Source organism: Pseudovibrio denitrificans JCM 12308 (genome assembly GCF_001310815.1).
Taxonomy (GTDB): Bacteria; Pseudomonadota; Alphaproteobacteria; order Rhizobiales; family Stappiaceae; genus Pseudovibrio; species Pseudovibrio denitrificans.
This window is the reverse complement of the sequence record NZ_BAZK01000025.1, coordinates 1-24,114: the sequence shown is the minus strand read 5'-3', so window position 1 is coordinate 24,114 and position 24,114 is coordinate 1. Positions and strand designations below refer to the sequence as shown.

Here is a 24,114-nt window from a genome sequence, read left to right as displayed (position 1 = left end):
AAGCTGTTCACATTACAGCTTTAGCTCATCGTCTCCCGATCAAGGGCGGTCACGTCCAAAATGACGTCTGAAAGCGCATCATCATCCGGGGAGCGCTTTACGCGGAAACCGAGGCTGCGGCACATATCCAGCATGGTGGTGTTCTCGCGCAGCACTTCCCCTTTGACTGTCTGGATACCATCCACCTTCGCATAGCGAATAATCAGCTTCATTAGCACCCAGCCGAGTCCCATACCTTTCAGGTTGGACTGAACCATCACCGCATACTCGCCTTCAGTGTGGTCAGGGTTGGCATGTAATCGAACCACGCCCAAAATATTGCCAGTCTCCGGATCAATCGCCGCAAACGCCATCGCGCGCGCATAGTCCAGCTGAACAAGGCGGGCGAGGAATGTATGTGAGAACTCCTTGACCGGTGCAAAGAAACGCAAGCGCAGATCTTCAACGGAAACCTTTTCAAAGAAGCTCTTCAGTTTGCCCTGATCTTCAGGCCGGATTGGCCGGATAAGAACAGTCTTACCATCTTTAAGCTTGTGCGTGTGCTCCCACTCAACAGGGTAGGGCACAATGGAAAGGCGAGATGCACCTTGCCTTCCCGGGCGTTTTGCCGGAGAGCTGATCGCCACGCGGGCATCCAGAACCACGATGCCGTTCTCGTCGACAACAACCGGATTAAGATCCAGCTCGCGAACCTCTGGGAAATCAACTGCGATCTGAGAGAGCTTCACCAAAAGATGCTCCACCTCAGACACATTGGCAGATGGTCTGTTGCGGAAGCCTTTCAGCAGTTTGGAGGTGCTGGTGCGCGAAACCATCGCCTTGGCAAGGTTGAGATCAATCGGCACCAGATCAATGGCGCGGTCGCCCACCACTTCAACGGAAGTTCCACCCTTACCGAAAACAACAACCGGCCCAAACACCGGATCATCTGCAAGGCCTGCATATGTCTCCAGACCAAACCGACGGGTCACCATAGGCTGGATTTCGACACCTGTAATCTCGGCTTCAGGATAAGAGTGCTTCACATTGCCAAGGATCTTCTCAAAGGTTGCTTTCACTCCTTCGACGCTATCCACGCCGAGATGCACTCCGCCCACATCGGATTTGAAGGTCAGATCAGGGCTGCTGACTTTCAGCACAAGTTGGTTGTGCTTATCAAACAGAACCTCAGCCACCTTGGCGGCTTCCTCAACGGTCTTGACCAGATGCAGCTCTACTTGATTGACGGAGTAAGCCCGCAGCAACTCGCGTGTCTGCAAAGGCGTGAGCCACTTCTGGCCATTCTCCAGCGCCACGCGGATCGTCTCTTTCGCAAGTCTTAAGTTCGGCTTGTAGTCACTGGGCAGGCTGTCCGGCACGGCTGAAAGGTGGTCTTTTGCTTCTTTGTAGCGAACAAGGTGCATGAAGGACCGGATCGCGCCGGATGGGCTTGGGTAACACGGCACCCGCGCTTCATCCAGAACTTGACGCGGAATGTTTGCCCCGCCAGCAAGCGTCGTCACAAAGGCTTGATGTTTGCCAAGCCGCTTGCGATCTTCCTTGCCTGCTTCCGCCAGTGCTTTTGCGATTTCAGTAAAGTCCTCAAATGCAGTCGGTGCAGCAATGGCAAGAACACCATCGGAGTTCGGGTCTTTCAGCAGAGCACTGATGCCCTCTTTAAACTCTTCAGGGCTTGCAGCCTCTTGCAAAACCATCGGGTTGTCTGCGCGTGCATCTGTACGTGTAAGCGAGACCAGCTTCTCTTTGGTCTCTTCACTGATAGGGGCCAGCTTACCGCCTACTTTGGCAAGACGGTCAGCGGCAAGTGTCGCCAGACTACGACCGTTCGCGATGATGGAAAGACGTCGTCCAGCAGACGGAGCGACACGGGTAATCGTCTCAGCCGCCTCAAACATCTCATCAAGATCATAAACACGCAGCACGCCTGCACGCTGTAGTGCCGCATCATAAACGGAATCGCGCGTTGCTAAGCGGCTGGAATGTGCTGTGCCGGAGATATGCTGGTCACGGCTCGCACCACTACGGATCACAATCACAGGCTTGGAACGCGCCGCTGCGCGAGCCGCCGACATAAACTTGCGCGGGTTTGCAATAGTCTCCAAATGCACAAGGATCGCCTTGGTCCGGTAATCCTGTGCGTACCAGTCCAGCAGATCCGAGACATCTACATCCAAACGGCGCCCAAGAGAAACCACGCCGGAGAACCCGATAGAGTTGGCCTTGGCCCAGGCAAGCGTTGTGTTGAAGATGGTGCCGGAACGGGAAATCAGCGCCAGCTCTCCCTTCAGGGCCTGCTCGCTGGTCAACAGTGTTGAGAGCTTGGAGTGCGGGGAGGCTATCCCGAGGCTACCCGGTCCAAGAATGCGAATGTTGAATGGGTGTGCAGCTTTCAAAAGCGCATCAAGGTGTTCATCCCGCCAACTATCAAAACCACTCGCTGGAATAACAACCGCCCGTGTGCCTTGCTCTCCAAGCTGCTTGATATCTTCTGCCGCTGTTGTGTGATCGCCAAGCAAAATCGCCAGATCAGCTTTGCTCTCGACCTCTGCAATTGAAGCAATGCCTTTAAAGCCGTCTGCTGATGCATCTGGTAACCCGACAAACGTCTTGGGTCCGCTAAAACCACTGCTCACGATGCTGTCGATCAAACGTTGCAGGATCACCTCCTGCTTGCTGTTCGGGCCAACAATGGCAATGGAGCGTGGAGAGGTCAGGCCCTCAAGATTGCAGATCGTCATAGCGCACTTCCCGTCAAACTCACTCGAGTTTTAAAGCGTACTCCCGAAATGTGGGCACCGGTTTCCGGGTAGAATACGCGGCAAAAACAAAAGCCAAAGCAGTCTGAGCGATCCAGACAAATACAAACTGCTTAGGGTGCTGTTTCCGTTGGTTTCATTGAGGCTGATTCCCGTTCACAGATGGTGAACTGATAACATGATCCTCAAAATAGAAGAGAGGTGCGACAGCAAGGCGACACCTCTCTCCGTTTCATAAGGCAAGGATCAGGAGGCGTAATGGGAACATAGCTCCCGATAAGATTAGTGAGCCATCAGAACTGGAATGGTCATGGAATGGAGAATGTCGCGGGTTGCTCCACCTACGAGATACTCACGCATACGGCTGTGGCCGTAACCACCCATCACCAGCAGATCAACTGCGTTTTCAGAGACGTAATTGAGAAGCGCATCACCAACACCGATTGGTGGGTTGTTGATCACGTCAACGTTGATCTCCAGATCATGGCGTGCAAGGTACGTTGCAATGTCAGAACCTGGCTCACCTTCAAGTGGCAGACCTTTGTTAACGATCACGATTGTCACTTGCTCAGCCATTTCCAGAATTGGAAGCGCTGCGTGCACTGCGCGTGCTGCTGTTGCACTACCATCCCATGCAACGACGACTTTCTTAGGAGTGAAGTCACCTTTGGAGATGAATGGCACGATCAATGTTGGTACACCGGATTCGAACAGCAGGCCTTCGATCAGCATTTCGCGCATTGGTTCTGGTGCTTCAGGATTGTCCTGACCAATCACAACCATGTCGCTCAAGCGGCAATGACCCATAATGGATTCGAGGCTGCCACCGGTCACGATCTCTTCCACACGGGTTTCGGTAGAGATACCAGCGAGTTCTGCATAGCCTTTAAACTTCTCGGTAGAAGTCTTAGCAGCATCGATGGCCTGGTTTTTAGCAACCTGTAAATAGTCGGTTGGCATTGGTGCAGCCAGGAAGCCTGGTACAATTGGCTCAAATGCCAGCGCAAGCCCCGTCGCATGTGCGCCAGCCTGACGTGCGAACTCGACAGCAACTTTAGAAGCTGTTTGATCGCCGTTCAGATCTGTAATGGTAAGAATGTCCTTGATTGCCATAAGCCTGTCTCCTTGCCCTCTATTTCTTAGCGGTACGGGAGGTTGTCCCTCGCCTGAAATATTAGGTCAGCATTGCAGTCTCTGCTTTGATCCTTGTCAACCTTAAACATTGGGATAAGGTTTTGAAAAATAATGCAGTTTCACTATTATTGAAAGTAAGGGAGTGTAAGGTAGCGCAGTTTCGACCCGAATAGGTATACTTAAAGTCTTTATACTTTAGGCAAAGAAGAACTGACAGGCTGCATAAAAAGCAGATATTTTATACACTTGCGCCCTGCAAAGATAAGTTGAAGAACCGAACCTAGGGGCATGTGAATATTCACTAAACCTTCGAACTACTAAGGTTTATTACTGAGAAAATTGTGATATTTCTATATGCGACGGAATTTAGGGAGGGGCTGAAATTGCGTGTTTTGCAAGGACGGCCAAAATAATTTTCGGGAGTTGATAAATGAAAAATCTTAAGGTTGCGACCGCTGCACTCGCCGCAACAATGGGCTCCGCATTCGTGGGCGAAGCTCTGGCTGCTGATGTGACTTGGAATGTATCTTTGTGGGGCAAACGCCGTGCATTCACCGAGCACGTCGAGAAGCTGTCTGAAGAAGTAGCTGCGCGTACGAACGGTAAGTTCGAAATCAAACTGCACTACGGTGGAGCTCTGTCCAAGTCTCGCGAAAACCTTGATGGTATCTCCATCGGAGCGTTTGAGATGGCTCAGTTCTGCGCATCCTACCATGCGGACAAAAACCCAACTCTGACCACAACTGACCTGCCATTCCTTGGTGTGCCGGATCTGGAAACTCAGGTGAAGGTAGACTTCGCGCTCTACAATCACCCAGCAGTTCAGAAAGACCTCGGTCGCTGGAACGCAAAGCTGCTGATGCCATCCCCAATGCCGCAGTACAACCTGCTGGGTAAAGGTGATGCACCTGCAAAGCTGGCTGATTTTGAAGGCATGCGTGTGCGTGCTCTTGGCGGCGTTGGCAACGCGATGAAGACCATTGGCGCAGTTCCAACCACTGTGACAGCTTCTGAAGCCTATCAGGCAATCGATTCTGGCACTGTGCAGGCCGTTGCTTTCGCTCCACACGCGCATCTGGCATTCAAAACCATTGAAGCTGGCAGCTGGTGGACCAACAACCTGAACCCAGGCACCGTGAGCTGCCCGGTTGTTGTCAGCACAGATGCCTATGACATGCTCTCACCAGAGTTCCAGAAAGCTCTGGACGAAAGCGTTGCACCAGCTGTTCAGCATTACCTGGACACCTACGCAAAGGTCTACGACAAGTTCTACCCGGCTCTGGAAGCAAATGGTGTAAAGCAGATCTCTTTCTCTGAGGAAGAGCTTGAAGGCTTCAAGGCTGTTGCTGGTAAGCCAATCTGGGACAAGTGGGTTGAAGACATGTCTGCAAAGGGTCTCCCAGCAGCTGAACTGCTCACACTTGTACAGAACACAATCGCTGGCAAGTAATTGCTTTTGCAAAGGCGCATCTCATTCAGATGCGCCTTTCTTTATTCCGATAGGCATCGCTTGTCGGAGGTTTGCTTAAGAGCCTGCTCAAACGTACCGCTTTAGAGCAGGGCGCAACATTTCTCTTAAAGTCGGGCTGATAACATGTCCAAACCAAACGGCCCCACATATCCAGCATCGGATATGGCCTATCTCCGCTTTAATGGTGCGCTGGGAAAAATCGAGAACCTGTTCAACCTCATCGCAGCCACATCTATCCTCATCTTGATGTTGCTGGCAGTTGTTCAGGTCGTTGGACGTAACCTGTTCAACCAGCCCGTGCCCGGTTTTATTGATATTACTGAACAAGCCATGGCCGTGTTCGCGTTCATGGGCATTGCTTACTGTCAGCGTGTTGGTGGCCACATCCGGATGGAACTGGTGATCGGTGTGTTTAAAGGGCGTGCTCAATGGATCGCTGAGTTCCTTGGCGTCTTTGCAATTCTTCTTGTGATTTCCGTGTTGATTTATGGCTCATACTTGCACTTCGATCGTGCATGGACCTTCGGCGACAGCACCATGGATATCTCCATTCCAACATGGCCATCCAAACTGGCGGTGCCTATTGCGCTCTCATTGCTTTGGCTGCGCCTCGTTCTGCAGCTCTTCGGGTATAGCCGCCTGATCATCAATCCAAATGCGTCCGTGCTGGATCTGCCGCATGTGATGGATGCCGCTGCTCATGCGCAGGCTGAAATTGAAGAAACCTTCCACTCTGCAGAAAATGGAGAAGAAGCGCCAGAAATGCGAACACCTGCGGCAGGAGGTGCGTCATGACCCCGTTTGATATCGGCCTCATCATGACCGGGGTGCTCCTGCTCCTCGTTATCATCGGTGTTCGTGTGGCTTTCGCTGCCGCCTTCGTCGGCATTGTTGGAATGATTGCGATTTTCTCCATGCGTCTGGGCTTCGAACGTGGTGTCATGACCGCTGCCAAAATGGCCGGCACAATCCCACATTCCAAGTCAGTCACCTACGCCTTGTCCGTGCTGCCAACCTTCATTCTGATCGGCTTCCTTGCTACTATGCGGGCCTGACCAAACACCTGTTCGAGGCATCCAAACGCTGGCTCGGCTGGTTGCCGGGTGGCATGGCGATCGGTACGGTTTTCGCAACAGCAGGTTTCGCCGCTGTATCCGGTGCTTCAACTGCAACGTCTGCGGTGTTTGCCCGCGTAGCAATCCCGGAAATGCTGGCCGCAGGTTATTCCAAACGCCTCTCAGCAGCTGTTGTTGCGGCTGGTGGTACGCTGGCTTCCCTCATCCCGCCAAGCGCAATCCTCGTGATCTACGCCATTCTAGTGGAAGAGAGCGTCGGCAAGCTGCTTATGGCTGGTTTCTTGCCGGGTGTTGTTTCCGTCCTTATCTACGCCGCGATCATCTACGTCATTGCTGCTTGGCAGGGCGGTGCTCCAGCCATTGGTGGTTACAGTTGGAAAGAGCGTTTCGAGTCTGTGCCGGGAACTTTCCCGATCATCGGCGTGATCCTCATTATCTTCTGTAGCCTCTACTTCGGCTTTGCCACGCCAACAGAAGCGGGTGCTTGTGGTGCGTTTGTTGTGCTGCTGACAGCCTTTTACAAAGGCATGCGCACCAAGCAGCTTTTCCTGGCTCTTCATGAAACAGCCAAGCTGACAGTGATGATCTTTACTCTCATCTGGGGTGTGCTGGTCTACGTGCGTTTCCTCGGTTTCGCGGGGCTGCCAGATGCATTCCGTGAGTTCATCGTCTCGCTGGATTATCCACCAATGATGATCATCGTCTGCATCCTGCTTGGGTATGCAGTGCTCGGCATGTTCATGGATGCGATTGGTATGCTGGTTTTGACCCTGCCAGTGGTCTTCCCAGCGATCATGGCACTCAATGGTGGTCTGGATGTCAGCGCTGCAGAAAGCACGCTCGGCATGTCTGGTGCAGCGTGTGCGATCTGGTTCGGCATCATCGTGGTGAAAATGGCGGAGCTTTGTCTGATCACACCGCCTATTGGCTTGAACTGCTTTGTGGTCTCGGGTGTTCGTCCGGACATACCGGTTCAGGAAGTTTTCCGCGGAGCAACCCCGTTCTTTGTGGCTGATGTCCTGACTGTGGCCGTGCTGGTAGCCTTCCCGGCAATTATCACGTTCCTGCCATCCTTGATGTAATGCGGACGATCAGTTGAGATAATGGAAAACCCCGGTCAGTGGACCGGGGTTTTTTACTGCGCCATACTTCGTGATTTCCAACAAAGAGAATTGCCATGAAAATCGAAAAATTATCTAATGAACACAAAGAAGCTACTTGGCAGTTCCTTATGAACCACGCCTACAGCTCCATGTTTCTGCTCAACAACATCGATAAATCAGGCCTGAACTATACAGGTGAACTTTACTCGGGAGAGTATTGGGCTGCTTTCGATGATAAGGGTGAAGTCAAAGGCGTTATTGCACATTTCTGGAACGGAAATCTGATGGTGCAGGCGCCTGAACAGGCTGCGCTTGCTGCGTTAACAACGTACTTCCTGAAAAATGCCAATCGGCCAATTGCTGGGATGGTGGGAGAAGGTGAGCAGACACTCTATGTGCTGGACCAGCTTGATCTTCCCAATGAGGCCTATAACACCAATCGCAGCGAAGGCCTCTATCAGCTGGCTTTGGAAGATCTTCAGCTGCCAGATAAGGCACTCGCTGACAAATTTAAGCTCATCCCAACATCAGCAGCGGACATTCAGCTCCTATTCGATTGGCTCAAAGCCTACGAGCTTGAGGCATTCGGCGGTGAGCCGAGTGCGGAACACGATGAGCATATCCGAAATCGTGTCAGTCAAATGCAGGAAGGTGACTTTGCATGGGTACTGTTGAATGATGGTGAACCAGTCTCTCTCAGTGGTTTCAACGCAACATTGCCTGAAATCGTTCAGGTCGGTCCAGTTTGGACACCGCCAGAACACCGTAACAACGGCTACGCCCGCATCACAGTTGCCCTCACACTTAACGCTGCTAGAGCTAGTGGAGTGCAAAAGTCAGTCTTGTTCACGGATCATCCAGCCGCCGCAAAAGCATATGAAGCTATTGGTTTCAAGGAAAACGGCAGTTTCCATATCGCCTTGCTGAAAGATGCGGTTGAGATGAGCAAGGAGCCTACCTCTGCTTAGCAATTTAGCCCCCAAGTCTCTCGGATAGAGATTTCTGCCAAGGGTCGATAGCATCCAGAAACCCACCTTCTTTGCAAAGCAGCAGCGTGAGCCAGTCCACGCAATCGGAGAAGTTAGGCACTCCGATCGTAGCAACGCCTGGTGAAGGAGGTGGTAGATGGATGAAGCTTGAACTCAGGTTCAAAATAGAAAAAGCACGGAACAGACTGGTCCTCTGGTTCCGTGCAATTCTAAAATAAGCCATCGGGAAAGGGGGCATTGGCTCCCTTTCTCTTCCTCAATATAGCCCTGATCTTTTAATCTCGCAATAATGAGGATATGGAGGGTATTCCTCCGCAGGTCCTTCTAAAACAAGCTGCCCTGCGCATCGGGATCAACTAAATTTTTCTTCTTGCGTGCTGGTTTTTTGGCCTGCTTTGCTTTTGTCTGAGCCATATGCTCCTCCAAACTCTTTGGAGGTGAGGTCGGTGCTGAAGGCTCAGCAGCTTCTGTTGGTGTAGGGATTGCTACTCGCGGAGGTGTTGGCGTAACGCCGCCACCGTCAGCAACGGCACCCACTGTTCCACCTTTCATCTCCAGCTTCAGAGCTTGACCAGCCTGCACAGCCTGAGCACTAGCCAGCGGAATACCGTTCTCATCACGAACCACCGCATAGCCACGCTCAATTACGCGCTCATAACTCAAAGAACCGAGCAGTCCAGCTGAGTTGCTGAGACGAAGACGTTGTCGCTGAACCTGATTGGAGAAGGCTGTTGCCGCGCGAACCTTCAGCACTTGCAGTCGTTCACGGCCCTGAGCAACCTGACGTTCCAGCGTAATCGGACGCAAACCGGAAGAAACAGCCGTCAGAGAGTTCCGGTGTATCTGCGTGTTCATCTTAAGTCCGTGCTCAAGACGGCCAGCCACCATATCAAAACGTTGACGAGGCAGTGCAAGTAGATCGCGTGGAGCTGGCAACGCAGCACTGGCGGCCCGCAGCTCTGTCCGGCGCGACTGTACCAATCTCAGCAGGCCAGTTGATAGGCGGCGCGAAAGGTCATCCACCTGAGCGGTCATTTCGGCTTTCACAGGCACTGCAAACTCAGCAGCACCTGTCGGTGTTGGTGCACGCACATCAGCAGCCAGATCAATCAGTGTCCAGTCAGTTTCGTGACCGACTGCTGAGATCAATGGGATCTGAGAGTCTGCCGCTGCCCGAACCACTGCTTCGTCATTGAAGCCCCAAAGGTCTTCAATAGAACCACCACCACGGGCAACGATCAAAACATCAGGGCGCGGGATAGCGCCGCCAGCTTCCAAAGCGTTAAATCCGCGAATACCAGCAGCCACTTCTGCGCCACAAGTCTCGCCCTGCACACGTACTGGCCAAACCAGTACATGCAGAGGGAAACGGTCGCTGATACGGTGCAGAATATCGCGAATAACGGCACCAGTCGGTGACGTAACAACGCCAATCACGCGCGGCATACGCGGCAGCGCAACTTTGCGTTCTTCTGCGAACAGACCTTCTGCAGCCAGCTTGCGCTTGCGTTCCTCAAGCAAGGCCATCAGTGCACCGGCACCAGCAGGCTCAAGGCTATCAATCACCATCTGGTATTTGGACTGACCAGGGAAGGTGGTGATCTTACCGGTTGCGATCACTTCAAGTCCTTGCTCGGGCTGTACTTTGAGACGTGAGGCATTGCCACGCCAGATAATACCGGAAAGGACGGCCTTATCGTCTTTAACATCCAGATAGATATGCCCGGATGCTGGCCTGCTCACACGGCCCAGCTCGCCTCGCACACGGATATAGCCAAACTTGTCCTCAAGCTCGCGTTTGATATCACCGGAAATCTCGGAGACGGTATACTCAGCAATGTTGGAGCGTTCAGACAAGGTCAGGCTTCTTTCATATGCGGAAAAATTAATCCATTCCCTCTTAGTGTAGACCGCGACAATTGCAAAGGGGAACCGTGAGAACCGCTTCCATCTGTTGAGACATTAAGTTCTCACCAGCAAATCTTTAAGCGCAACGTGGTATCTATGGTGAGCTTGGCATATGGTGCCCCCATGTCACGCTATGAGTTTCGCATGCAACGCTTATTTGTCGATCAAGAACTACGCGCGGGCCTTCATTTGGAGGCAGATCGCGCCCAGGCCAACTATCTCCTAAATGTTCTGCGCATGAAGGAGGGCGGTGAGGTGCTCGTCTTCAACGGCAAGCATGGTGAGTGGCGTGCTCAGATTCTACCAACTGGCCGTAAGTCTTGCGAACTGATCGTCACCGAGCAACTACGTGAACAAACGCCGACACCGGATCTCGACTACCTGTTTGCACCGCTGAAGTTGGCACGGCTGGACTACATGGTTCAGAAAGCCGTTGAAATGGGAGCAGGGCGTTTGCGTCCGGTGATCACCCAGTTCACCCAAAACCCAAAGATCAAACTGGAACGTATGGAGTCCAACGCGCTCGAAGCTTGCGAACAGTGTGGCGTGCTTTCTGTACCCTCCGTGTTGGAACCGGTTCAGATCAAGAAACTGCTCTCCACATGGGAACAAGAGGAAGGCGATCGTCAAATCATCTTCTGCGATGAAGGGCACGGCACTCATAATCCTCTGGAAGCTCTGAAAGATGTACCAAAAGCGCCTCTGGCTGTGCTGATTGGGCCGGAAGGCGGGTTCTCTGAGGAAGAGCGGGCGCTGCTCCATAGCAAACCCTTCGTGCATGCTATTCCGCTCGGCCCCCGAATTTTGAGGGCAGATACAGCTGCCGTCGCGGCTTTGGCCGTTGTTCAGGCAAAATTGGGAGATTGGTTCTAAGCTACCTTCAAACGGAGGCCTGCATGGACCTGAACAACAAGACTGCTGACGCTCAAAAGCAGCCCCAATCAGATCGCTCTGCGAAAAAGAGCAAGAAAAGATGGCGCCTGTCTATCTCCGCTGTCTTTAGCATAGGCGCAGCCATGCTGCTGGCCTTAATCGGCGGCTCCATGCTCTTGTATGTGTCGGATGCGACCAACAAGCAAACCACTGCGATTATGCGCGAAACTGGCGCGCTTATTGTGGAGCGCGGTCTTGAGGTGGTGGAAGACTTTTTCCGCAACGAAGAGCGTATGGGGTTACTGGCAGCGGAAGTCCTGTCAGACCCGTTGATCTATGACGCACCGATGGCTTTGAGAGAACAGTTGATCTCCATCCTATCTCGTCAAACCAACATCAAGCGGATTTCCTATACATTCCCAACTGGCCGACGGATTACAGTACAGCTGGATCATGCGAACCAGCCTGTTCGTGAGAAAATGGTCATCCCCCCCAGCGAGCAGGATATGGAAGTTGGCCATCACAGGTGGGCTCCTCCATATTATGATGAGAGTCTCGGCGAAACCTTCATGCAGTTCGCCATCTACATCCGCAATCCAATTGACAACACCATCTCCAAGCTCACATTGGATTACCCAACTGCACTGCTTGGACAATTGATGGCGCGCATAAAGTGGCGAGCCTCTCAAGTCCCTTTCATCCTCTATGGACGAGATCAGGTTCTAGCGAGCTCAGAAGAAGCATTTTTCGAGTTCAAGCCTAGTGTGGCAAAACCCATACCATTGATATCAGACCTGAGTAACACACCGCTCAGCGATATTTGGGGTCACAATGCGCAGCGCAGGTCGCTCAATACGACCTATGAAGCGCACATCGACACAACCGTCCATGGGACTTACCTCTATCTCTATGATGATCTGAGGAATGGAAACCGCTTCCCGATTATCATTGGTAGCTATGTGCTGGCTTCAGAGTTTAGCGTACCCTTTAATAATCTGCACAAAATCTTTGTTGCTGCTACGGCATTTCTTGCGGTTGGTGTTCTGGTGATGTTTTTGATTGGCCGTAAGCTGGCAAACCCATTCATTGCCCTCGGCGTGCAGGCAAATGCCATTCGCAAGTTACATATGGAAGGTTTGTGCGCGCTTCCCAGATCACGACTGAAAGAGATCGATCAGGCTAACCAAGCCTTTAACTCTGCTGGGGTCGCGCTGAGTGCATTTTCCAGGTATGTGCCGAAAGACCTCGTGCGGGTACTTCTGGAGCGAGAGTTTGAAGGTCTTAACAGCACCGAACTGCGTGAGATGACTATACTTTTTTCCGACATCGCCGGCTTCACAGGTGTTGCATCAAAGTTGACCGCGGAAGAGACAACTGCTCTGCTCAATACACACTTTCAGGAACTCGCTGATTGCATTAGCCAGACCCACGGAACCATCGACAAGTATATCGGAGATGGCTGTATGGCTTTCTGGGGTGCACCTGAAACGATGGAGAACCATGCTGAAGCGGCAATAGAAGCGGTGCATCTGATCGCTGAGAGGCTTGCAGTCGAGCTCGAAAATGAAGAAGGAGCAATCGAAAAGCCGAGACTTCGCATTGGTGTTCATACCGGAACGGTTGTCGTAGGTAACATCGGAGCCATCGAGCGTATGAACTACACAGTCGTTGGAGATGCCGTGAATGTGGCAGCTCGCCTCCAGGAGCTTGGCAAGCAAGTGGACCCGGAAGCACGTGTGATTGCGCTGGCCAGCAGTGCCACTGTGGAGCATCTCACAGACAAATCTCATACCGTGCACTTAGGAGATTATCAGCTACGCGGTCGCGAAGCTGCGGTTGATGTCTACCGGATTGTTTAGGGCAGGCATCACTATTGAACCCAATTCAATCAAATTTCGTCTCTTAGACATAATATTTGCAGAATACTACATCCAAAATTAGGGAACTGACGTTACGTCTGTTGGGTGATTAAATAGCCTTGAGAAGCTTGCGAGGGGAAAACCTCATGTTACAACAGTCCAATAACAATATGTTTTCCCTTATGGAAATGCTCAGTCAGAACTACGCAAAGGCTTATAAAGACTATTGCGAAACCAGTCACGGCTTCATGCCTTTTATGCAGCCTGAGAAGAAGGCCTCCGAAAAGTCGGGAGCCAAATCATCTGGTGAAGCTGAACTTCCATTCATGAATTGGGCTGATCCGAGCAAATGGCAGGGGATGACTGCCATGCCGCAGCAGGCGATGTTCTCCGAGTTTATGAGCATGTTCGCAGGCGATAAAAACATTGCCTCGGCCATGCAGCGTCACTTTAAGCGTAAAGATGCCATGAACATGGAGAGTTGGATGGAGCTGATGCCAATCCTGATGATGCTCTCTCAGGGAAACATGCTGAAGAACTATCTTGTTGGTCCGCAACGCACCATGATGGAAGCATTCTTACAAGGCTTTGCAAAGGGGTGCCCGGAACTACATCAGGATACAGAAGCCGCTCGCAATCCAATTCTGGATGCCCGCGAAGCCTTCTGGTCTCAAATGATGCCCTTTGAGAATCCAATGATGGATCTATGGAGCAAAGCTCTTCAGGCACCGTTCCTGAACCGCCAAAGCCGAGTATTGATCCTGAAAAACCTGCTCCGAAAAAAGCACAGGCTAAAAGAACAGTAGAGCCTTCGTCACGGACAAATGGAACTCGCCAGCACACTCCACGCCAGTCAATGAAGAAGGAATCGCATATGCCAACCTATCAGAGGGATTGGCTAAGATGCAGCAGGCTCAGGGAGAAGCATGGCAGCAATATTGCAGTGTTTTCTGGCCGACGCTGTCTCATAGGTAACAATTTCTCACAGATATCTGAGGATAACTTTTTGTGATGAAAGTCACGAATTGAGAAAGTTGTTTGCTGCAATTATCTCCGTTTCCGTTCCGACCAAGAGTTCAAAGTTAGCCTAATCGTCCACCTGATCATCACTTTGCATGAATAGATCTAGCATAACTCTCCATTATCATGAGAATTACTAGCCGAATTATATGGCAGGACTCTATTCGCGCTTCGCTACCTAGTTTTTTATTTGAACTGTTGGATTCTTTCGAGAGTCTAATCCAATATAAGTGTCAATTTCATTATATTAATTATTGTGATGAATTGCTGTAAACACCAGAAAAGCGCGAAATGACTGCGAAAATAAAGTAATATGTTCCTGCTCTCGGTTTTCTTTCCTCCATAATTCTGTATATTCATATCAAATTGTTATGGATTGGGGACATGACAGCACTACTAGACTTAGATTCTCTGCGAACTCTGGTTATGATTGCGGATACTGGGAGTTTCACAAGAGCAGCAGAAGAACTCGATAAAACGCAATCAGCAATTTCCATGCAGATGCGCCGCATGGAAGACAAGCTTGAACGCACCATCTTCCGACGGGAAGGGCGGCATTCAAAACTGACTGAAGATGGCGAGCTGTTGCTTCGTCACGCGCGTCAGATGCTTCGCCTGAATGACGAGACATTAGCTATGTTCTCGGAGCGGGAAGTGACCGGTAAAGTTCGTCTTGGCCTTGCGGAAGGCATCGATGAAACCAGAACCGCGAAAATCATCTTTGAGTTTTCGAAGAACAACCCGAAAGCGGAAGCATCCATCGTCTGCGCACCTGCAGCAGATCTGCGCAAAGCTCTCGAAGCTGGTGAACTGGATCTCGCGATTATCGGCAGCCTTGCCGATGAAGCCGAAAATGCTGAGGGAAGCGTTCTTTCCAGCGAGCGTCTTGTTTGGGCAGCTGGCAGCAATTTCAAGCTGGCCAGCGAAAAGGAACTGCCATTGGCAGTGGGACTGGAGCAATGCCGGATTCGCAAAGCAGCTGTAGAGGCGCTTGAAGACGATGATCGTGCATTCCGTATTCAGTACAGCTCAAGCAATCCCGGTCTTGTTGAGATGACAGCAGCAAGTGGCATGGCAATCACCATCCAGCCGCGCTCATCTCTGGTCAGCTCCGACGCTGGTTTGCTGGAACTGGAAGGCCTGCCAAAACTGCCAAACTATGTTGTAAAGCTGGTGCGCGGTAAGGAAAGCCACTTCAAAGCGGCAAATGCTTTGAGCGATCATCTGGCAAAGTCATTTGAAAAAACAGCAGCATCTGCTTGAGACAGTTTTCTAGACTCACATGCTGAAGAACAAAAAAGAGGGCCTGCGTAATGCAGGCCCTTTTGATATGTGGGTGATGATTTTTTAGCGGTTCAAATAGGGGTAGAACCGCCAATAGAGGCTCCCACAATTTCAAAGCATGCTCCCGAAGGTAGTCGCGGGTTATCGGAAAAGAACATGCTCAGAAGAAACAAAGGCAATTGGAGACGTCCTGCTTAAGGACAAACTGCCTTATGCGCGTTGACGGCGCTTTTCAATTTCGGCGCAGCGGCGTTCACTTGCACGGATGCGCAGGTGAAAACTAGGATCTTTGCCATCGCCAGCAGCAAGCGCGCTGTAAACGTCGTCCCGAGTGATGCCGATATCATCCAGCATACGATCTTCAAGACGTGTCAGCTCAATCATGGCACGGCGGTCTTGGTAGTGCTTCCAAAGCTTCATTGGAAGGGCTGCCAGCACATGCAGAGTGTGCGCAAGCGTTAGCGGTTCAAAGGTGCCTGCATTAGCGCGATTTGGGTTGCGATATTCAGAAGGGGTAGGGAATGCAAGCGTCATGATACTACTCTCCCGTTTGGATAAGCTGCTCTGGCTATCCATTGGAATTGGTATAGGGGGTTATAAACTAAGGGAACTGTGTCGTTCGATGCGTCAAATATCACCGAAAAGTTGTAACTCGACAAGAGAATGTTTTCGATTGAAATCCATTCAAGATCGTGATTGATTGATCGGGATCAAGTGGGAGGGAGCCCATGCCTTATTCGATCGATGTCGATCAGCTAAGAACATTTCTCGCCGTTGCAGAGTTGGGAAGCTTTACCAAAGCCGGTGATGCTGTTCACAAAACCCAGTCCGCCGTTTCCATGCAAATGAAGAAGCTTGAGGAACGTATTGGACAACCAATATTTGTGAAAGACGGACGTAACTCTAGGATAACTGAACATGGAAGACGTCTCGTCGAATATGCAAGGCGCATGGTTGCTTTGAATGACGAAACGCTCTCTGCGTTCCATGAACCAGAGATCGCCGGACGCATTCGACTCGGACTGCCCGATGACTACGCAGAAAGACTGTTGCCACAAGTACTTGCTGCATTTAACCGGTTGAACCCTTGTATCAATCTTGATGTGGAATGTTCCAGTTCCAACGAGATTGGCCGACGAATCCAAAAGGGTGAGCTGGACGTGGGAATCGTCACCAGTGGTGACTGCACCAGCGTGCCGGGACAGATCGTGCGCCGCGAACCCCTGCAATGGGTCGGATCGCGCGAACACATCGTCTATGACCAACGCCCACTACGCCTTGCTGTCGGTCCGACGACCTGTTCATGGAGACAGGCTGGCGTCGCCGCGCTGGATCATCTGAACATCCAGCATCAGGTCGTTTACACCAGTGCCAGCGCCGCAGCTCTGGCAGGCGCGGTGAATGCAGGATTGGCAATTGCAATCTTGCCAGCCAGTGCTTTGCGTCAGGGGCAGCGCATTCTGGGAGAAAAAGAAGGCCTTCCGCCACTTCCTCCCTGTGATATCACAATCATTAGGTCGCAAATGGCAATTGAGCCCGTGCACGATGCGCTGTGTCACCACATCGTTGCGTCTATCGGCAATGTCACGATGGAATACAATGGGATGGATGCAGAAGCCGCCGAATAAGCGGCTTCGTGCGAGATAGTTTCTGGCCCGGTGCGTCGAGCACTGGGCTTATTTTTTTTGGGCAGAACGGCTCAACACGATCCAGTTGCCACCAAGAGCAAACAGTAGGCCGAGAATGGATGTGATCGTCCAGGTGTAACCTTCCATTGCGGTGGAGACACCAAGAGCTACAATCGGGAACATCACAGTGGCGTAGCTGCACGCGCAGAACCAATACGGCCCAGCAGCGTCAGATAAGCACCAAACGCCACGATAGAGCCGATGACCACCATATAAAGGAAGCTCCAGATAAACTCTGGTGTAAAGGGAACGTCAAAGCTGGCACCCTGCATCAGCCCATTTGCACCCAGCAATATGGTGCCGTAGACCATGCCCCAGGCACTGGCAGAGATGACAGAGATCTTCTGCGCGGTCGCGCGGGCTGAAACGATGTTACCAAAACAGAAGCTCAGTGTTCCCAGCGCACAAAGCCCAAGACCGCCAAGAGCTGCGAGGTTCCAGGTGCTTCCAGCAATCTCTTGATAGAACATCAAGCAGATGCCGGAGAAACCAAGAACAGCTCCGACAACAAGGGCCCGGCTGACTTTCTGCCTGAACAGGACAAACCCAAGTACAATGTTGAACACTGAGGCGAGTGAGAACACCACGGAGAGTAAACCGGAAGGCAGCTCTCTGGAGCCATGGTAGAACAGCAGGAAGTTGGTTGAGAACAGTAATAAGCCAAGCGCTGCGAAGCTGAGGTGAGCGCGAAGTGGAAATAGCAGCTTATGTCCGCCCAGCTTGGCCCAACCCCACATCAAGAACGTTGCAAACAAAAACCGCCAGAACAATGCAATTTCTGGCGTGATCACAGCCTGCAACTTCAGGGCGTACCAGCTAAATCCCCACGCAAACACGGTTGTTCCGTATAGGAAGAAATCAAACATGCTAAGTGATTGAGGCTGTTGTGAAATTACTGCGCCTGCATCAATATCGCTCGCGCTCGTCATGAAATATTCCTGCTAATCTAAAGTATTCCAAGCAACTTCCTGCATGAAATGACGAAATGAAACAAATGAATAAACGTCATCAAATCATTTGAAAAACGAATGGGTCGTGCGTCTATCTGTCAGGATTACGTATTAAACGCACCCCACTTCGGTGCGTAACCATCCCTCAGGATCTTTATGATCTGCGGCGGCGTCACCAGCGTTACTTGATCAGGCAAAGTGTTGGAAACCGGCGTATAACCTTCAAAGCTCCAACTCCACCATCTGCCTTCTTTCAGTGCCAAAAACGTATCTGCTACCTGAACCACTGTTCCATCAGGCCAATCCTCATGAGGGTTGATCACTGGCAATGAAGCGGGAGACTTTTTGTGTCCGCAGCGTTGCTCGTGCAGAACCTTGTCCATCTCATCTGAGCTGGGTGGTTTTTCTAGTCCCTCACAATGCATCCAATTATCAGCAAAACGCTTCGCATCTTCTTTCCGGCAAAAGAAGCAAGGTCTGTGACCAGCAGCCAGTGCAGTCACCTCATCGAAGAAAAACAGCTCCGTATAAAACTTGCCCCAGACATCTCGGTGCCAGTCCTTATAGGTCGTGGAACAACACAGCCACCGACGGGAAGCATGCGTTCGCCCGGTCAGCTTTTGCGTCTCTGGATCATGAATACGGCCCCCTCGATTGCCCATGAACATGCCACGGGCAGAGACAGCACACAGCTCTCCATCGGGAGCAACACGGTTTTGCAAAGGCATGGGCATACTCAATCAAGCAAACTGAGAGCGGCGAGCAACAAAATGAGAAACAAGCCGCGATAGGGAAGAAGGCTTTAGCCTATCTGCTCAATAGGAAAATGCCAAGGGCAGGGACCAGAAAGAAGATGCCAACAACGTAGCTGGCCGCAACCACAAACCGACGTGCGCCGAGATCACCCACGAACTCAGCAAGCTGAACAGGCAGATATCGCATAAACGGCACGCAGTAGATCAGCAGCACGCCGAGCACGTTGTAAACCAGATGCACAATAGCAATCTCAAACGCCAGCTCGCGCTGCCCTGTGACTGCAAAGGCCGCCAAAATAGCCGTCAAACAGGTGCCAATGTTCGCACCAAGCGTAAACGGATAAACCTGTCTGGTGGTCAAAACGCCTGAGCCAGCCAGTGGCACGACCAGACTTGTCGTGGCTGACGATGACTGCAGCAACAGGGTCGCCACAAGGCCCGTGAAGATGCCGGAGGATGGCGCTGCAGACGTCATCTTTTCTGCAAGGCGGCGCGCATGACCAGCAAGCAGAAGCTTCAGCAACTGGCTCACAAAGGTGATGCTGATGATGATCATCACAAAGCCAATCGCCGCAGTAACCAGCCCGTTCCAAGGCTGGGACAGACCAGCAGCCAGTCCTTCTATCTCTTGGATGAGTGGTCCTGTGAGGTAGTTGATGAAGTTGAAGTTGGCTGTGATCAGTTTGTCTGCTGGGTCAAGCGCTGTGAAGAAGTCCCCCACCCACATAGCGATGGTCTGCAAGAAGCCAAAGGCAATCTCCAGCGGCAGAAAGATCAGCAGACAAATCAGATTGAACGCATCATGCACTGTCGCAGCACTAAAGGCGCGCCGGAAATCCACACGATCGCGAGCATATCCCAGGCTTACAAATGTGTTGGTGAGAGTGGTTCCGAAGTTAGCACCGATCACAATCGGCACTGCAATCGAAATCGGCAATCCTGCTGCAACCAGACCAACCAAGATGGATGTGGTGACGGAAGAGCTTTGCACCAGCGATGTGGTGAGGATACCGACAAGAACTCCCGCAATCGGGTTGGTCGCATAGGAGAAGATCTGCTCTGCAGTCTGGTGCCCAATGGCAATAAAGCCGGCTTCAATAAGGCCAACAGCGCAAAGAAGAAAATAAATCAGGAATCCGACAGAGATCCAGTTGAGCAAACTTATGCCCAACGGCATGTGATGCTCATCCTCAAGATAAGGCTCGTCGTTGTTCAGGGGATCTTTTTGCACCGACATATCCGTCTATAAAAGTTCACCACGACATTTAGCCGTATCTTCTAACATCAAATCGCTCAGCCTAGGAAATCACCAAGGCTTTCGTTGACCACCTCTGCATTTGCAGAGTAAATAATCAAGCCAACTACGGCATTTTACAGGTCAATCACCCGCATCCTATTGCTCACAGATCGGCTAGCTGTCAACATCCGCCGGGTGTGATTCTGCCAGATTTTTCTACGTGGTGGCCAGATTTTCCTTGGAGGGGACATACCCGATGATGAAGAAATTTAAACTAGCAATCGCAACCCTTGCTCTTTCTGTCGGCTTTGGAGCTGCAACTTCCGCAGCGGACCTGCCAGATCTGAAGGGCCGCACCGTTGTTGCAGTGACCGAGAATGCGTATACACCTTTGAACTTTGCAGACCCAAAAACCGGTGAAGGCATCGGTTGGGAATATGATGCTTTCAACGAAATCGCAAAGCGCCTCAACATGAAGGTGGATTGGCGTCTGGCCTCCTGGGACAGCATGATTGAAGCTGTACGTCAGGGGCAGTTTGATGTGGGCATGGATGGCATCACCATCAACGAAGAGCGTGAAAAGCAGATCGACTTCTCCGATCCTTACATGACCTCCGAGATGTTCATGTTGGTGCGGGCTGATGAAGACCGCTTCGACAATCCAAAAGCCTTTGCAGATGACCCAGGCCTGTTGGTTGGCGCACAGCCGGGCACCACGAACTTCTACACTGCCGTATACTCGGTGCTCGATGGCGACGAAAACAACAAGCGCATCCAGCTGTTTGAAACCTTTGGCGCGTCTGTTCAGGCCCTGCGCGCAGAAGACGTAGACATGGTGCTGATGGATGCAACTGCTGCTGCTGGTTACATGGGTGCATCCCCAGACAGCTTTAAAGTGGTTGGTGGTCCAATCGGTTCTGAGGACTTCGGCTTCATTCTGACTCCGGGTTCTGATCTGCGCGAGCCAATCAACGCAGCACTCAGCTCAATGCGTGAAGACGGCACCATTGATGCCTTGAACCAGAAATGGTTCTTCGACTATAAGTCCAAGAACTAACAAGAGTTTAGTTGGTTTGGCGGGTGCACGGTGCCCGCCATTTCATTTTGTGGCTTATCCCAAAAGCAGGAAACTGGATTTCGGATAGGCCAGATAAACAGCCCTAAGGGCGTCATTCAGGGCTTCTGCACCTCATCAGGAAACCCAAACAGATTTGAAGGAAACGCGATGGGCAAGCGTTCTGCCAAAACGTCCCGGTTGGACAAGCTTCCTTGGTGGTTGCTCGCATCTTTTGTTCTTGCTGTTTTCTTCCTCTGGCTCATCGCTGCAAACGGTGATTATCGCCAAATCTTCATGACCCTCTTCAAAGGCGTTGGCATCACGCTCTTTGTGACGTTCGTTTCTTTCTTCATTGCCAGCATTTTCGGGCTCTTCATTGCCATAGGGCGTGGCTCCAAGCATCGCATTATCCGTGAGATGTGCTCGTTTTATACGGAGATCATGCGCGGTGTTCCCATGTTGGTGCTGCTGTTCTACATCGCTTTTGTCGGCGCACCGCAGATGGTCGCTGCCTACAACTGGATCATGTCACCTCTGATCGACCTGGAAATCATCGACAAACTCCGCGTTCGTGACCTTTCTATGATGTGGCGTGCGATCATCGCGCTCTCTCTTGGCTACTCCGCATTCATTGCAGAGATTTTCCGGGCTGGTATCGAAAGCGTGGATGAGGGACAGCTGGAAGCAGGCCGTGCACTTGGCCTGTCCAGATGGCACACCTTCCGCTTCATCATCTGGCCGCAAGCGTTCAAGAACATCCTTCCGCCACTTGGCAATGACTTCATCGCCCTCATCAAGGAAAGCGCTCTTGTTTCTGTTCTGGGTGTGCAGGACATCACCCAGCTCGGTAAGATCTATTCCGCCTCCACGTTCCAGTTCTTCGAAACCTACAACGTGGTTGCCTACCTCTACCTCATCATGACAGTCTCACTGTCTCTAGTGGTCCGCGGTCTGGAAAGACGCATGAAGCGGGCCTTTGAAAACGAAGCTTAGATCTGCTCCGCAAAAGGGCGGGATCAGATTTCATAGAAAACGATAATTGCAGCACGCTAAACCCCATAGCGCAGCTGCACATAACAGGGATTTGGAATGACAGTTCTCGTTATTGAAAACTGCGAAAACGTAACGCTCGGCCTGCTTGGTCAGGCTCTGGATGAAGCAAAGATGCCGATTGATCTGCGTGTCATGGCAGAAAATGATCCGCTTCCTTCAGATATCTCCAAGTTCAGCGGTCTGGTTGTTCTGGGCGGCTTGCAGCACGCGCGAGCTGATGAGGAGTTCCCGTTCCTTAAAGATGTCTGCAACACCATTTTGGCATTCCACAAAGCCGATAAGCCTGTGATGGGCATTTGCCTCGGCAGCCAGCTCATTGCCCGCGCATTTGGGGGAGAGAACATCCTCGGTAATCCGGTCGAAGCGGGATGGTTGCCTTTGCAACTCTCAGAGGCAGGCAAGCAGGATCCGGTAACCTCAGCATTTGAGCAAGGTGACCATATTTTCATTCTGCACACAGACACTTACACTCTGCCAGAAGGTGCAATACATCTGGCATCCAGCGAGATGACGCCAAATCAGGCCTTCAAAATGGGCCGCGCCACCTACGCGTTCCAGTTCCACTTTGAGTGCTCCGTTGATCAGGTCAACCACTGGAACGGTTGCTTCCATGGTCCAATCAATGAGCTGGTGCCACACTGGAAGGAAATTCTGGAAGAGCAGGGGCCAAAACACGGCCCGAAAGCAGACGCCCTTGGCTTGGAAATCTCCCGCCGCTGGATTGATCTGCTCTAGCTCTATCACCCGTTATTCTTCATAAACCTGAATGGTCATCTCACAGGCCTCATCGCGCAGTGGGATGATCCTTTTGTAGGCCTCGGAAGTATAAAACTCTTCGAGGCTCTGAAGGTCTTTGTAGCGAAACACAGCTGCAATGTGCGGCAACAACTCATCACCTCGTTTGGTTTGTGAGAATGTGCCGCGTACAATAACTTCTACGCCAGCCTCTTCCATCAGTGCCGCAGCAGCCTGCACATAACGCTGAAACTGGCCCATATCTTTGATCGTGGCGTAAGAAAAGTTCAAAACAGACATTGAGAGAAACCCTTTCAAATACACCGTGAGTGTGTATCCGGCTCACTCCTCTTACAAGTGAGCTGTTCGCAGGATTCCTTGCGTCACGCTATCGCCGCCCACCCAATTGTCTCAGCAGTCTCGTAGTGAGCCTGATCACCCAGTTAGGTACTTTCATGAAGCGAGATCGGATGCCGGTCTTGTAGGCCTCTCGCGCTTCAATCCGGCTAATCCAATCATTCACCCGTGGCAGAGATACGAAGGAGTAGCCCAGCTGGCGAAGGATGATCGTGTTTGGGAACCACGCAATATCTGCCAGTGAATACTGGTCACCGACCAGCCACTCCTGCGTCTCAAGCAAACGCTCTAACTCTGAAAACTGCTCAAAAACGATCCGCTTCGCTCCCTCTGGATTATTGGCAGTTCGGCCTGCAAATCTGTCTGCATGAAACTGCGCACGATGGGGAACATGATCCTTGTAAAACTGAGCGTCGCGTGGGGTTGGCAATCGACCATAACCGCAGGAGTAAACATAGTTCACCACCATGCTCATATGCGAAGCCTCAGCACTTTCCAGCAAAGCCTCCATCTGAGCTTTTTGAGCGAGATCTGAAGGTGTGAAGGAGGGTGCCGGATACAGTTCCTCCAGATATTGAAGGATGTCGATGGATTCGTTCATCGCGACGCCATCATGCACCAGAGCAGGCACGGCAGCGTCGGGATTGATTGCGTGATACTCTGGCGTCAGCTGCTCACTTCGCATCAGTCGACAAAATGCATCTCAGCTTCGATGCCTTTTTCCGCCAGCAGCAACATCACACGCTGTGCGCAGTTGGAATAAGGATTGTAGAAAAGGTGAAGCCCGCGCAGGTTTTGGGGATCAATGG

General features: G+C 51.6%; 23 protein-coding genes. 13 read left to right on the top strand and 10 right to left on the bottom strand.

Annotation, left to right across the window (positions count from 1 at the left end; genetic code table 11):
* Positions 1-20: 20 nt before the first annotated feature.
* Both JCM12308_RS23395 and JCM12308_RS23390 read right to left on the bottom strand, forming a co-directional pair.
* Positions 21-2,738, bottom strand: coding sequence for a bifunctional acetate--CoA ligase family protein/GNAT family N-acetyltransferase (locus tag JCM12308_RS23395; RefSeq protein ID WP_054785247.1), 2,718 nt, complete (start codon positions 2,736-2,738; stop codon positions 21-23).
* A gap of 300 nt (positions 2,739-3,038) precedes the next feature.
* Complete coding sequence (locus tag JCM12308_RS23390) at positions 3,039-3,869, bottom strand: universal stress protein (RefSeq protein WP_008552141.1); 831 nt, start codon at positions 3,867-3,869, stop codon at positions 3,039-3,041.
* A 451-nt stretch (positions 3,870-4,320) separates the two neighbouring features.
* Between JCM12308_RS23390 and JCM12308_RS23385 the strand changes: the two genes are divergently transcribed.
* The 5 genes from JCM12308_RS23385 to JCM12308_RS23370 all read left to right on the top strand — a co-directional run bounded on the left by JCM12308_RS23385 (position 4,321) and on the right by JCM12308_RS23370 (position 8,508).
* Positions 4,321-5,340 carry a C4-dicarboxylate TRAP transporter substrate-binding protein gene (locus JCM12308_RS23385; RefSeq protein ID WP_008552196.1) on the top strand — a complete coding sequence of 340 codons (1,020 nt, stop codon included), beginning with the start codon at positions 4,321-4,323 and terminating at the stop codon, positions 5,338-5,340.
* A gap of 144 nt (positions 5,341-5,484) precedes the next feature.
* On the top strand, positions 5,485-6,156 hold the full coding sequence (locus tag JCM12308_RS23380; RefSeq protein ID WP_054785246.1) for a TRAP transporter small permease subunit: 672 nt from the start codon (positions 5,485-5,487) through the stop codon (positions 6,154-6,156).
* Complete coding sequence (locus JCM12308_RS30895) at positions 6,153-6,416, top strand: hypothetical protein (protein WP_208978895.1); 264 nt, start codon at positions 6,153-6,155, stop codon at positions 6,414-6,416. Before JCM12308_RS23380 ends, JCM12308_RS30895 begins: the two co-directional genes overlap by 4 nt.
* 41 nt (positions 6,417-6,457) lie before the next feature.
* Positions 6,458-7,519 (top strand): TRAP transporter large permease, encoded by a 1,062-nt coding sequence (locus JCM12308_RS23375; protein WP_244272005.1) that lies wholly within the window; start codon positions 6,458-6,460, stop codon positions 7,517-7,519.
* Between the two features lie 95 nt (positions 7,520-7,614).
* Positions 7,615-8,508 (top strand): GNAT family N-acetyltransferase, encoded by an 894-nt coding sequence (locus JCM12308_RS23370; protein WP_054785245.1) that lies wholly within the window; start codon positions 7,615-7,617, stop codon positions 8,506-8,508.
* A gap of 345 nt (positions 8,509-8,853) precedes the next feature.
* Here JCM12308_RS23370 and xseA read toward each other — a convergent pair whose 3' ends face one another.
* The gene (gene xseA / locus JCM12308_RS23365; RefSeq protein ID WP_054785244.1) at positions 8,854-10,386 is read right to left on the bottom strand and encodes an exodeoxyribonuclease VII large subunit; all 1,533 of its coding nucleotides are present in this window, start codon (positions 10,384-10,386) and stop codon (positions 8,854-8,856) included.
* Between the two features lie 195 nt (positions 10,387-10,581).
* Between xseA and JCM12308_RS23360 the strand changes: the two genes are divergently transcribed.
* The 4 genes from JCM12308_RS23360 to JCM12308_RS23345 all read left to right on the top strand — a co-directional run bounded on the left by JCM12308_RS23360 (position 10,582) and on the right by JCM12308_RS23345 (position 15,452).
* A complete protein-coding gene (locus JCM12308_RS23360) occupies positions 10,582-11,310 on the top strand; it encodes a 16S rRNA (uracil(1498)-N(3))-methyltransferase (RefSeq protein WP_008552088.1) in 729 nt (242 codons plus the stop codon).
* 23 nt (positions 11,311-11,333) lie between these two features.
* A complete protein-coding gene (locus tag JCM12308_RS23355) occupies positions 11,334-13,169 on the top strand; it encodes an adenylate/guanylate cyclase domain-containing protein (RefSeq protein WP_054785243.1) in 1,836 nt (611 codons plus the stop codon).
* 170 nt (positions 13,170-13,339) lie between these two features.
* Positions 13,340-13,975: a hypothetical protein gene (locus JCM12308_RS23350; protein ID WP_208978894.1), complete on the top strand. Its 636-nt coding sequence runs from the start codon at positions 13,340-13,342 to the stop codon at positions 13,973-13,975.
* 598 nt (positions 13,976-14,573) lie between these two features.
* The gene (locus tag JCM12308_RS23345; protein WP_008552245.1) at positions 14,574-15,452 is read left to right on the top strand and encodes a LysR family transcriptional regulator; all 879 of its coding nucleotides are present in this window, start codon (positions 14,574-14,576) and stop codon (positions 15,450-15,452) included.
* Between the two features lie 231 nt (positions 15,453-15,683).
* Here JCM12308_RS23345 and JCM12308_RS23340 read toward each other — a convergent pair whose 3' ends face one another.
* Positions 15,684-16,007, bottom strand: coding sequence for a DUF1127 domain-containing protein (locus tag JCM12308_RS23340; RefSeq protein ID WP_008552145.1), 324 nt, complete (start codon positions 16,005-16,007; stop codon positions 15,684-15,686).
* A gap of 194 nt (positions 16,008-16,201) precedes the next feature.
* Here JCM12308_RS23340 and JCM12308_RS23335 point away from each other — a divergent pair, with 194 nt between their 5' ends.
* The gene (locus JCM12308_RS23335) at positions 16,202-17,101 is read left to right on the top strand and encodes a LysR substrate-binding domain-containing protein (protein ID WP_008552162.1); all 900 of its coding nucleotides are present in this window, start codon (positions 16,202-16,204) and stop codon (positions 17,099-17,101) included.
* Positions 17,102-17,149: 48 nt separating this feature from the next.
* Here the strand turns inward: JCM12308_RS23335 and JCM12308_RS32575 are convergent, their stop codons facing one another.
* The 4 genes from JCM12308_RS32575 to JCM12308_RS23320 form a co-directional block, all read right to left on the bottom strand.
* Positions 17,150-17,284, bottom strand: a complete 135-nt coding sequence (locus tag JCM12308_RS32575) for a hypothetical protein (RefSeq protein ID WP_280138418.1) — start codon at positions 17,282-17,284, stop codon at positions 17,150-17,152.
* Entirely contained in the window at positions 17,284-18,090 is an 807-nt protein-coding gene (locus JCM12308_RS23330) for a DMT family transporter (protein WP_208978893.1), read from the bottom strand. The genes JCM12308_RS32575 and JCM12308_RS23330 overlap by 1 nt, the downstream gene beginning before the upstream one ends.
* Positions 18,091-18,215: 125 nt before the next feature.
* Positions 18,216-18,839 carry a hypothetical protein gene (locus JCM12308_RS23325; RefSeq protein ID WP_054785242.1) on the bottom strand — a complete coding sequence of 208 codons (624 nt, stop codon included), beginning with the start codon at positions 18,837-18,839 and terminating at the stop codon, positions 18,216-18,218.
* A gap of 79 nt (positions 18,840-18,918) precedes the next feature.
* Positions 18,919-20,103: a Na/Pi symporter gene (locus JCM12308_RS23320; protein WP_054785241.1), complete on the bottom strand. Its 1,185-nt coding sequence runs from the start codon at positions 20,101-20,103 to the stop codon at positions 18,919-18,921.
* A 256-nt stretch (positions 20,104-20,359) separates the two neighbouring features.
* Here JCM12308_RS23320 and JCM12308_RS23315 point away from each other — a divergent pair, with 256 nt between their 5' ends.
* The 3 genes from JCM12308_RS23315 to JCM12308_RS23305 all read left to right on the top strand — a co-directional run bounded on the left by JCM12308_RS23315 (position 20,360) and on the right by JCM12308_RS23305 (position 22,948).
* A complete protein-coding gene (locus JCM12308_RS23315; RefSeq protein WP_054785240.1) occupies positions 20,360-21,160 on the top strand; it encodes a transporter substrate-binding domain-containing protein in 801 nt (266 codons plus the stop codon).
* Positions 21,161-21,328: 168 nt separating this feature from the next.
* The gene (locus JCM12308_RS23310) at positions 21,329-22,153 is read left to right on the top strand and encodes an amino acid ABC transporter permease (RefSeq protein WP_054785239.1); all 825 of its coding nucleotides are present in this window, start codon (positions 21,329-21,331) and stop codon (positions 22,151-22,153) included.
* A gap of 96 nt (positions 22,154-22,249) precedes the next feature.
* On the top strand, positions 22,250-22,948 hold the full coding sequence (locus JCM12308_RS23305) for a type 1 glutamine amidotransferase (RefSeq protein ID WP_054785238.1): 699 nt from the start codon (positions 22,250-22,252) through the stop codon (positions 22,946-22,948).
* A 12-nt stretch (positions 22,949-22,960) separates the two neighbouring features.
* Here JCM12308_RS23305 and JCM12308_RS23300 read toward each other — a convergent pair whose 3' ends face one another.
* On the bottom strand, positions 22,961-23,248 hold the full coding sequence (locus JCM12308_RS23300; RefSeq protein ID WP_054785237.1) for a DUF1330 domain-containing protein: 288 nt from the start codon (positions 23,246-23,248) through the stop codon (positions 22,961-22,963).
* Between the two features lie 88 nt (positions 23,249-23,336).
* Entirely contained in the window at positions 23,337-23,990 is a 654-nt protein-coding gene (locus JCM12308_RS23295) for a glutathione S-transferase family protein (RefSeq protein ID WP_208978892.1), read from the bottom strand.
* Positions 23,991-24,114 lie beyond the last annotated feature (124 nt).

Coding starts and splice junctions, on each gene's coding strand:
- JCM12308_RS23385 (WP_008552196.1), top strand. CDS start 4,321: ATGAAAAATCTTAAGGTTGCGACCGCTGCACTCGCCGCAACAATGGGC.
- JCM12308_RS23345 (WP_008552245.1), top strand. CDS start 14,574: ATGACAGCACTACTAGACTTAGATTCTCTGCGAACTCTGGTTATGATT.
- JCM12308_RS32575 (WP_280138418.1), bottom strand. CDS start 17,284: ATGTTCCCGATTGTAGCTCTTGGTGTCTCCACCGCAATGGAAGGTTAC.
- JCM12308_RS23390 (WP_008552141.1), bottom strand. CDS start 3,869: ATGGCAATCAAGGACATTCTTACCATTACAGATCTGAACGGCGATCAA.
- JCM12308_RS23325 (WP_054785242.1), bottom strand. CDS start 18,839: ATGCCTTTGCAAAACCGTGTTGCTCCCGATGGAGAGCTGTGTGCTGTC.
- JCM12308_RS23370 (WP_054785245.1), top strand. CDS start 7,615: ATGAAAATCGAAAAATTATCTAATGAACACAAAGAAGCTACTTGGCAG.
- JCM12308_RS23305 (WP_054785238.1), top strand. CDS start 22,250: ATGACAGTTCTCGTTATTGAAAACTGCGAAAACGTAACGCTCGGCCTG.
- JCM12308_RS23320 (WP_054785241.1), bottom strand. CDS start 20,103: ATGTCGGTGCAAAAAGATCCCCTGAACAACGACGAGCCTTATCTTGAG.
- JCM12308_RS23395 (WP_054785247.1), bottom strand. CDS start 2,738: ATGACGATCTGCAATCTTGAGGGCCTGACCTCTCCACGCTCCATTGCC.
- JCM12308_RS23310 (WP_054785239.1), top strand. CDS start 21,329: ATGGGCAAGCGTTCTGCCAAAACGTCCCGGTTGGACAAGCTTCCTTGG.
- JCM12308_RS23330 (WP_208978893.1), bottom strand. CDS start 18,090: ATGACGAGCGCGAGCGATATTGATGCAGGCGCAGTAATTTCACAACAG.
- JCM12308_RS30895 (WP_208978895.1), top strand. CDS start 6,153: ATGACCCCGTTTGATATCGGCCTCATCATGACCGGGGTGCTCCTGCTC.
- JCM12308_RS23335 (WP_008552162.1), top strand. CDS start 16,202: ATGCCTTATTCGATCGATGTCGATCAGCTAAGAACATTTCTCGCCGTT.
- JCM12308_RS23350 (WP_208978894.1), top strand. CDS start 13,340: ATGTTTTCCCTTATGGAAATGCTCAGTCAGAACTACGCAAAGGCTTAT.
- JCM12308_RS23300 (WP_054785237.1), bottom strand. CDS start 23,248: ATGTCTGTTTTGAACTTTTCTTACGCCACGATCAAAGATATGGGCCAG.
- JCM12308_RS23315 (WP_054785240.1), top strand. CDS start 20,360: ATGATGAAGAAATTTAAACTAGCAATCGCAACCCTTGCTCTTTCTGTC.
- JCM12308_RS23380 (WP_054785246.1), top strand. CDS start 5,485: ATGTCCAAACCAAACGGCCCCACATATCCAGCATCGGATATGGCCTAT.
- JCM12308_RS23295 (WP_208978892.1), bottom strand. CDS start 23,990: ATGCGAAGTGAGCAGCTGACGCCAGAGTATCACGCAATCAATCCCGAC.
- JCM12308_RS23340 (WP_008552145.1), bottom strand. CDS start 16,007: ATGACGCTTGCATTCCCTACCCCTTCTGAATATCGCAACCCAAATCGC.
- JCM12308_RS23360 (WP_008552088.1), top strand. CDS start 10,582: ATGCAACGCTTATTTGTCGATCAAGAACTACGCGCGGGCCTTCATTTG.
- JCM12308_RS23355 (WP_054785243.1), top strand. CDS start 11,334: ATGGACCTGAACAACAAGACTGCTGACGCTCAAAAGCAGCCCCAATCA.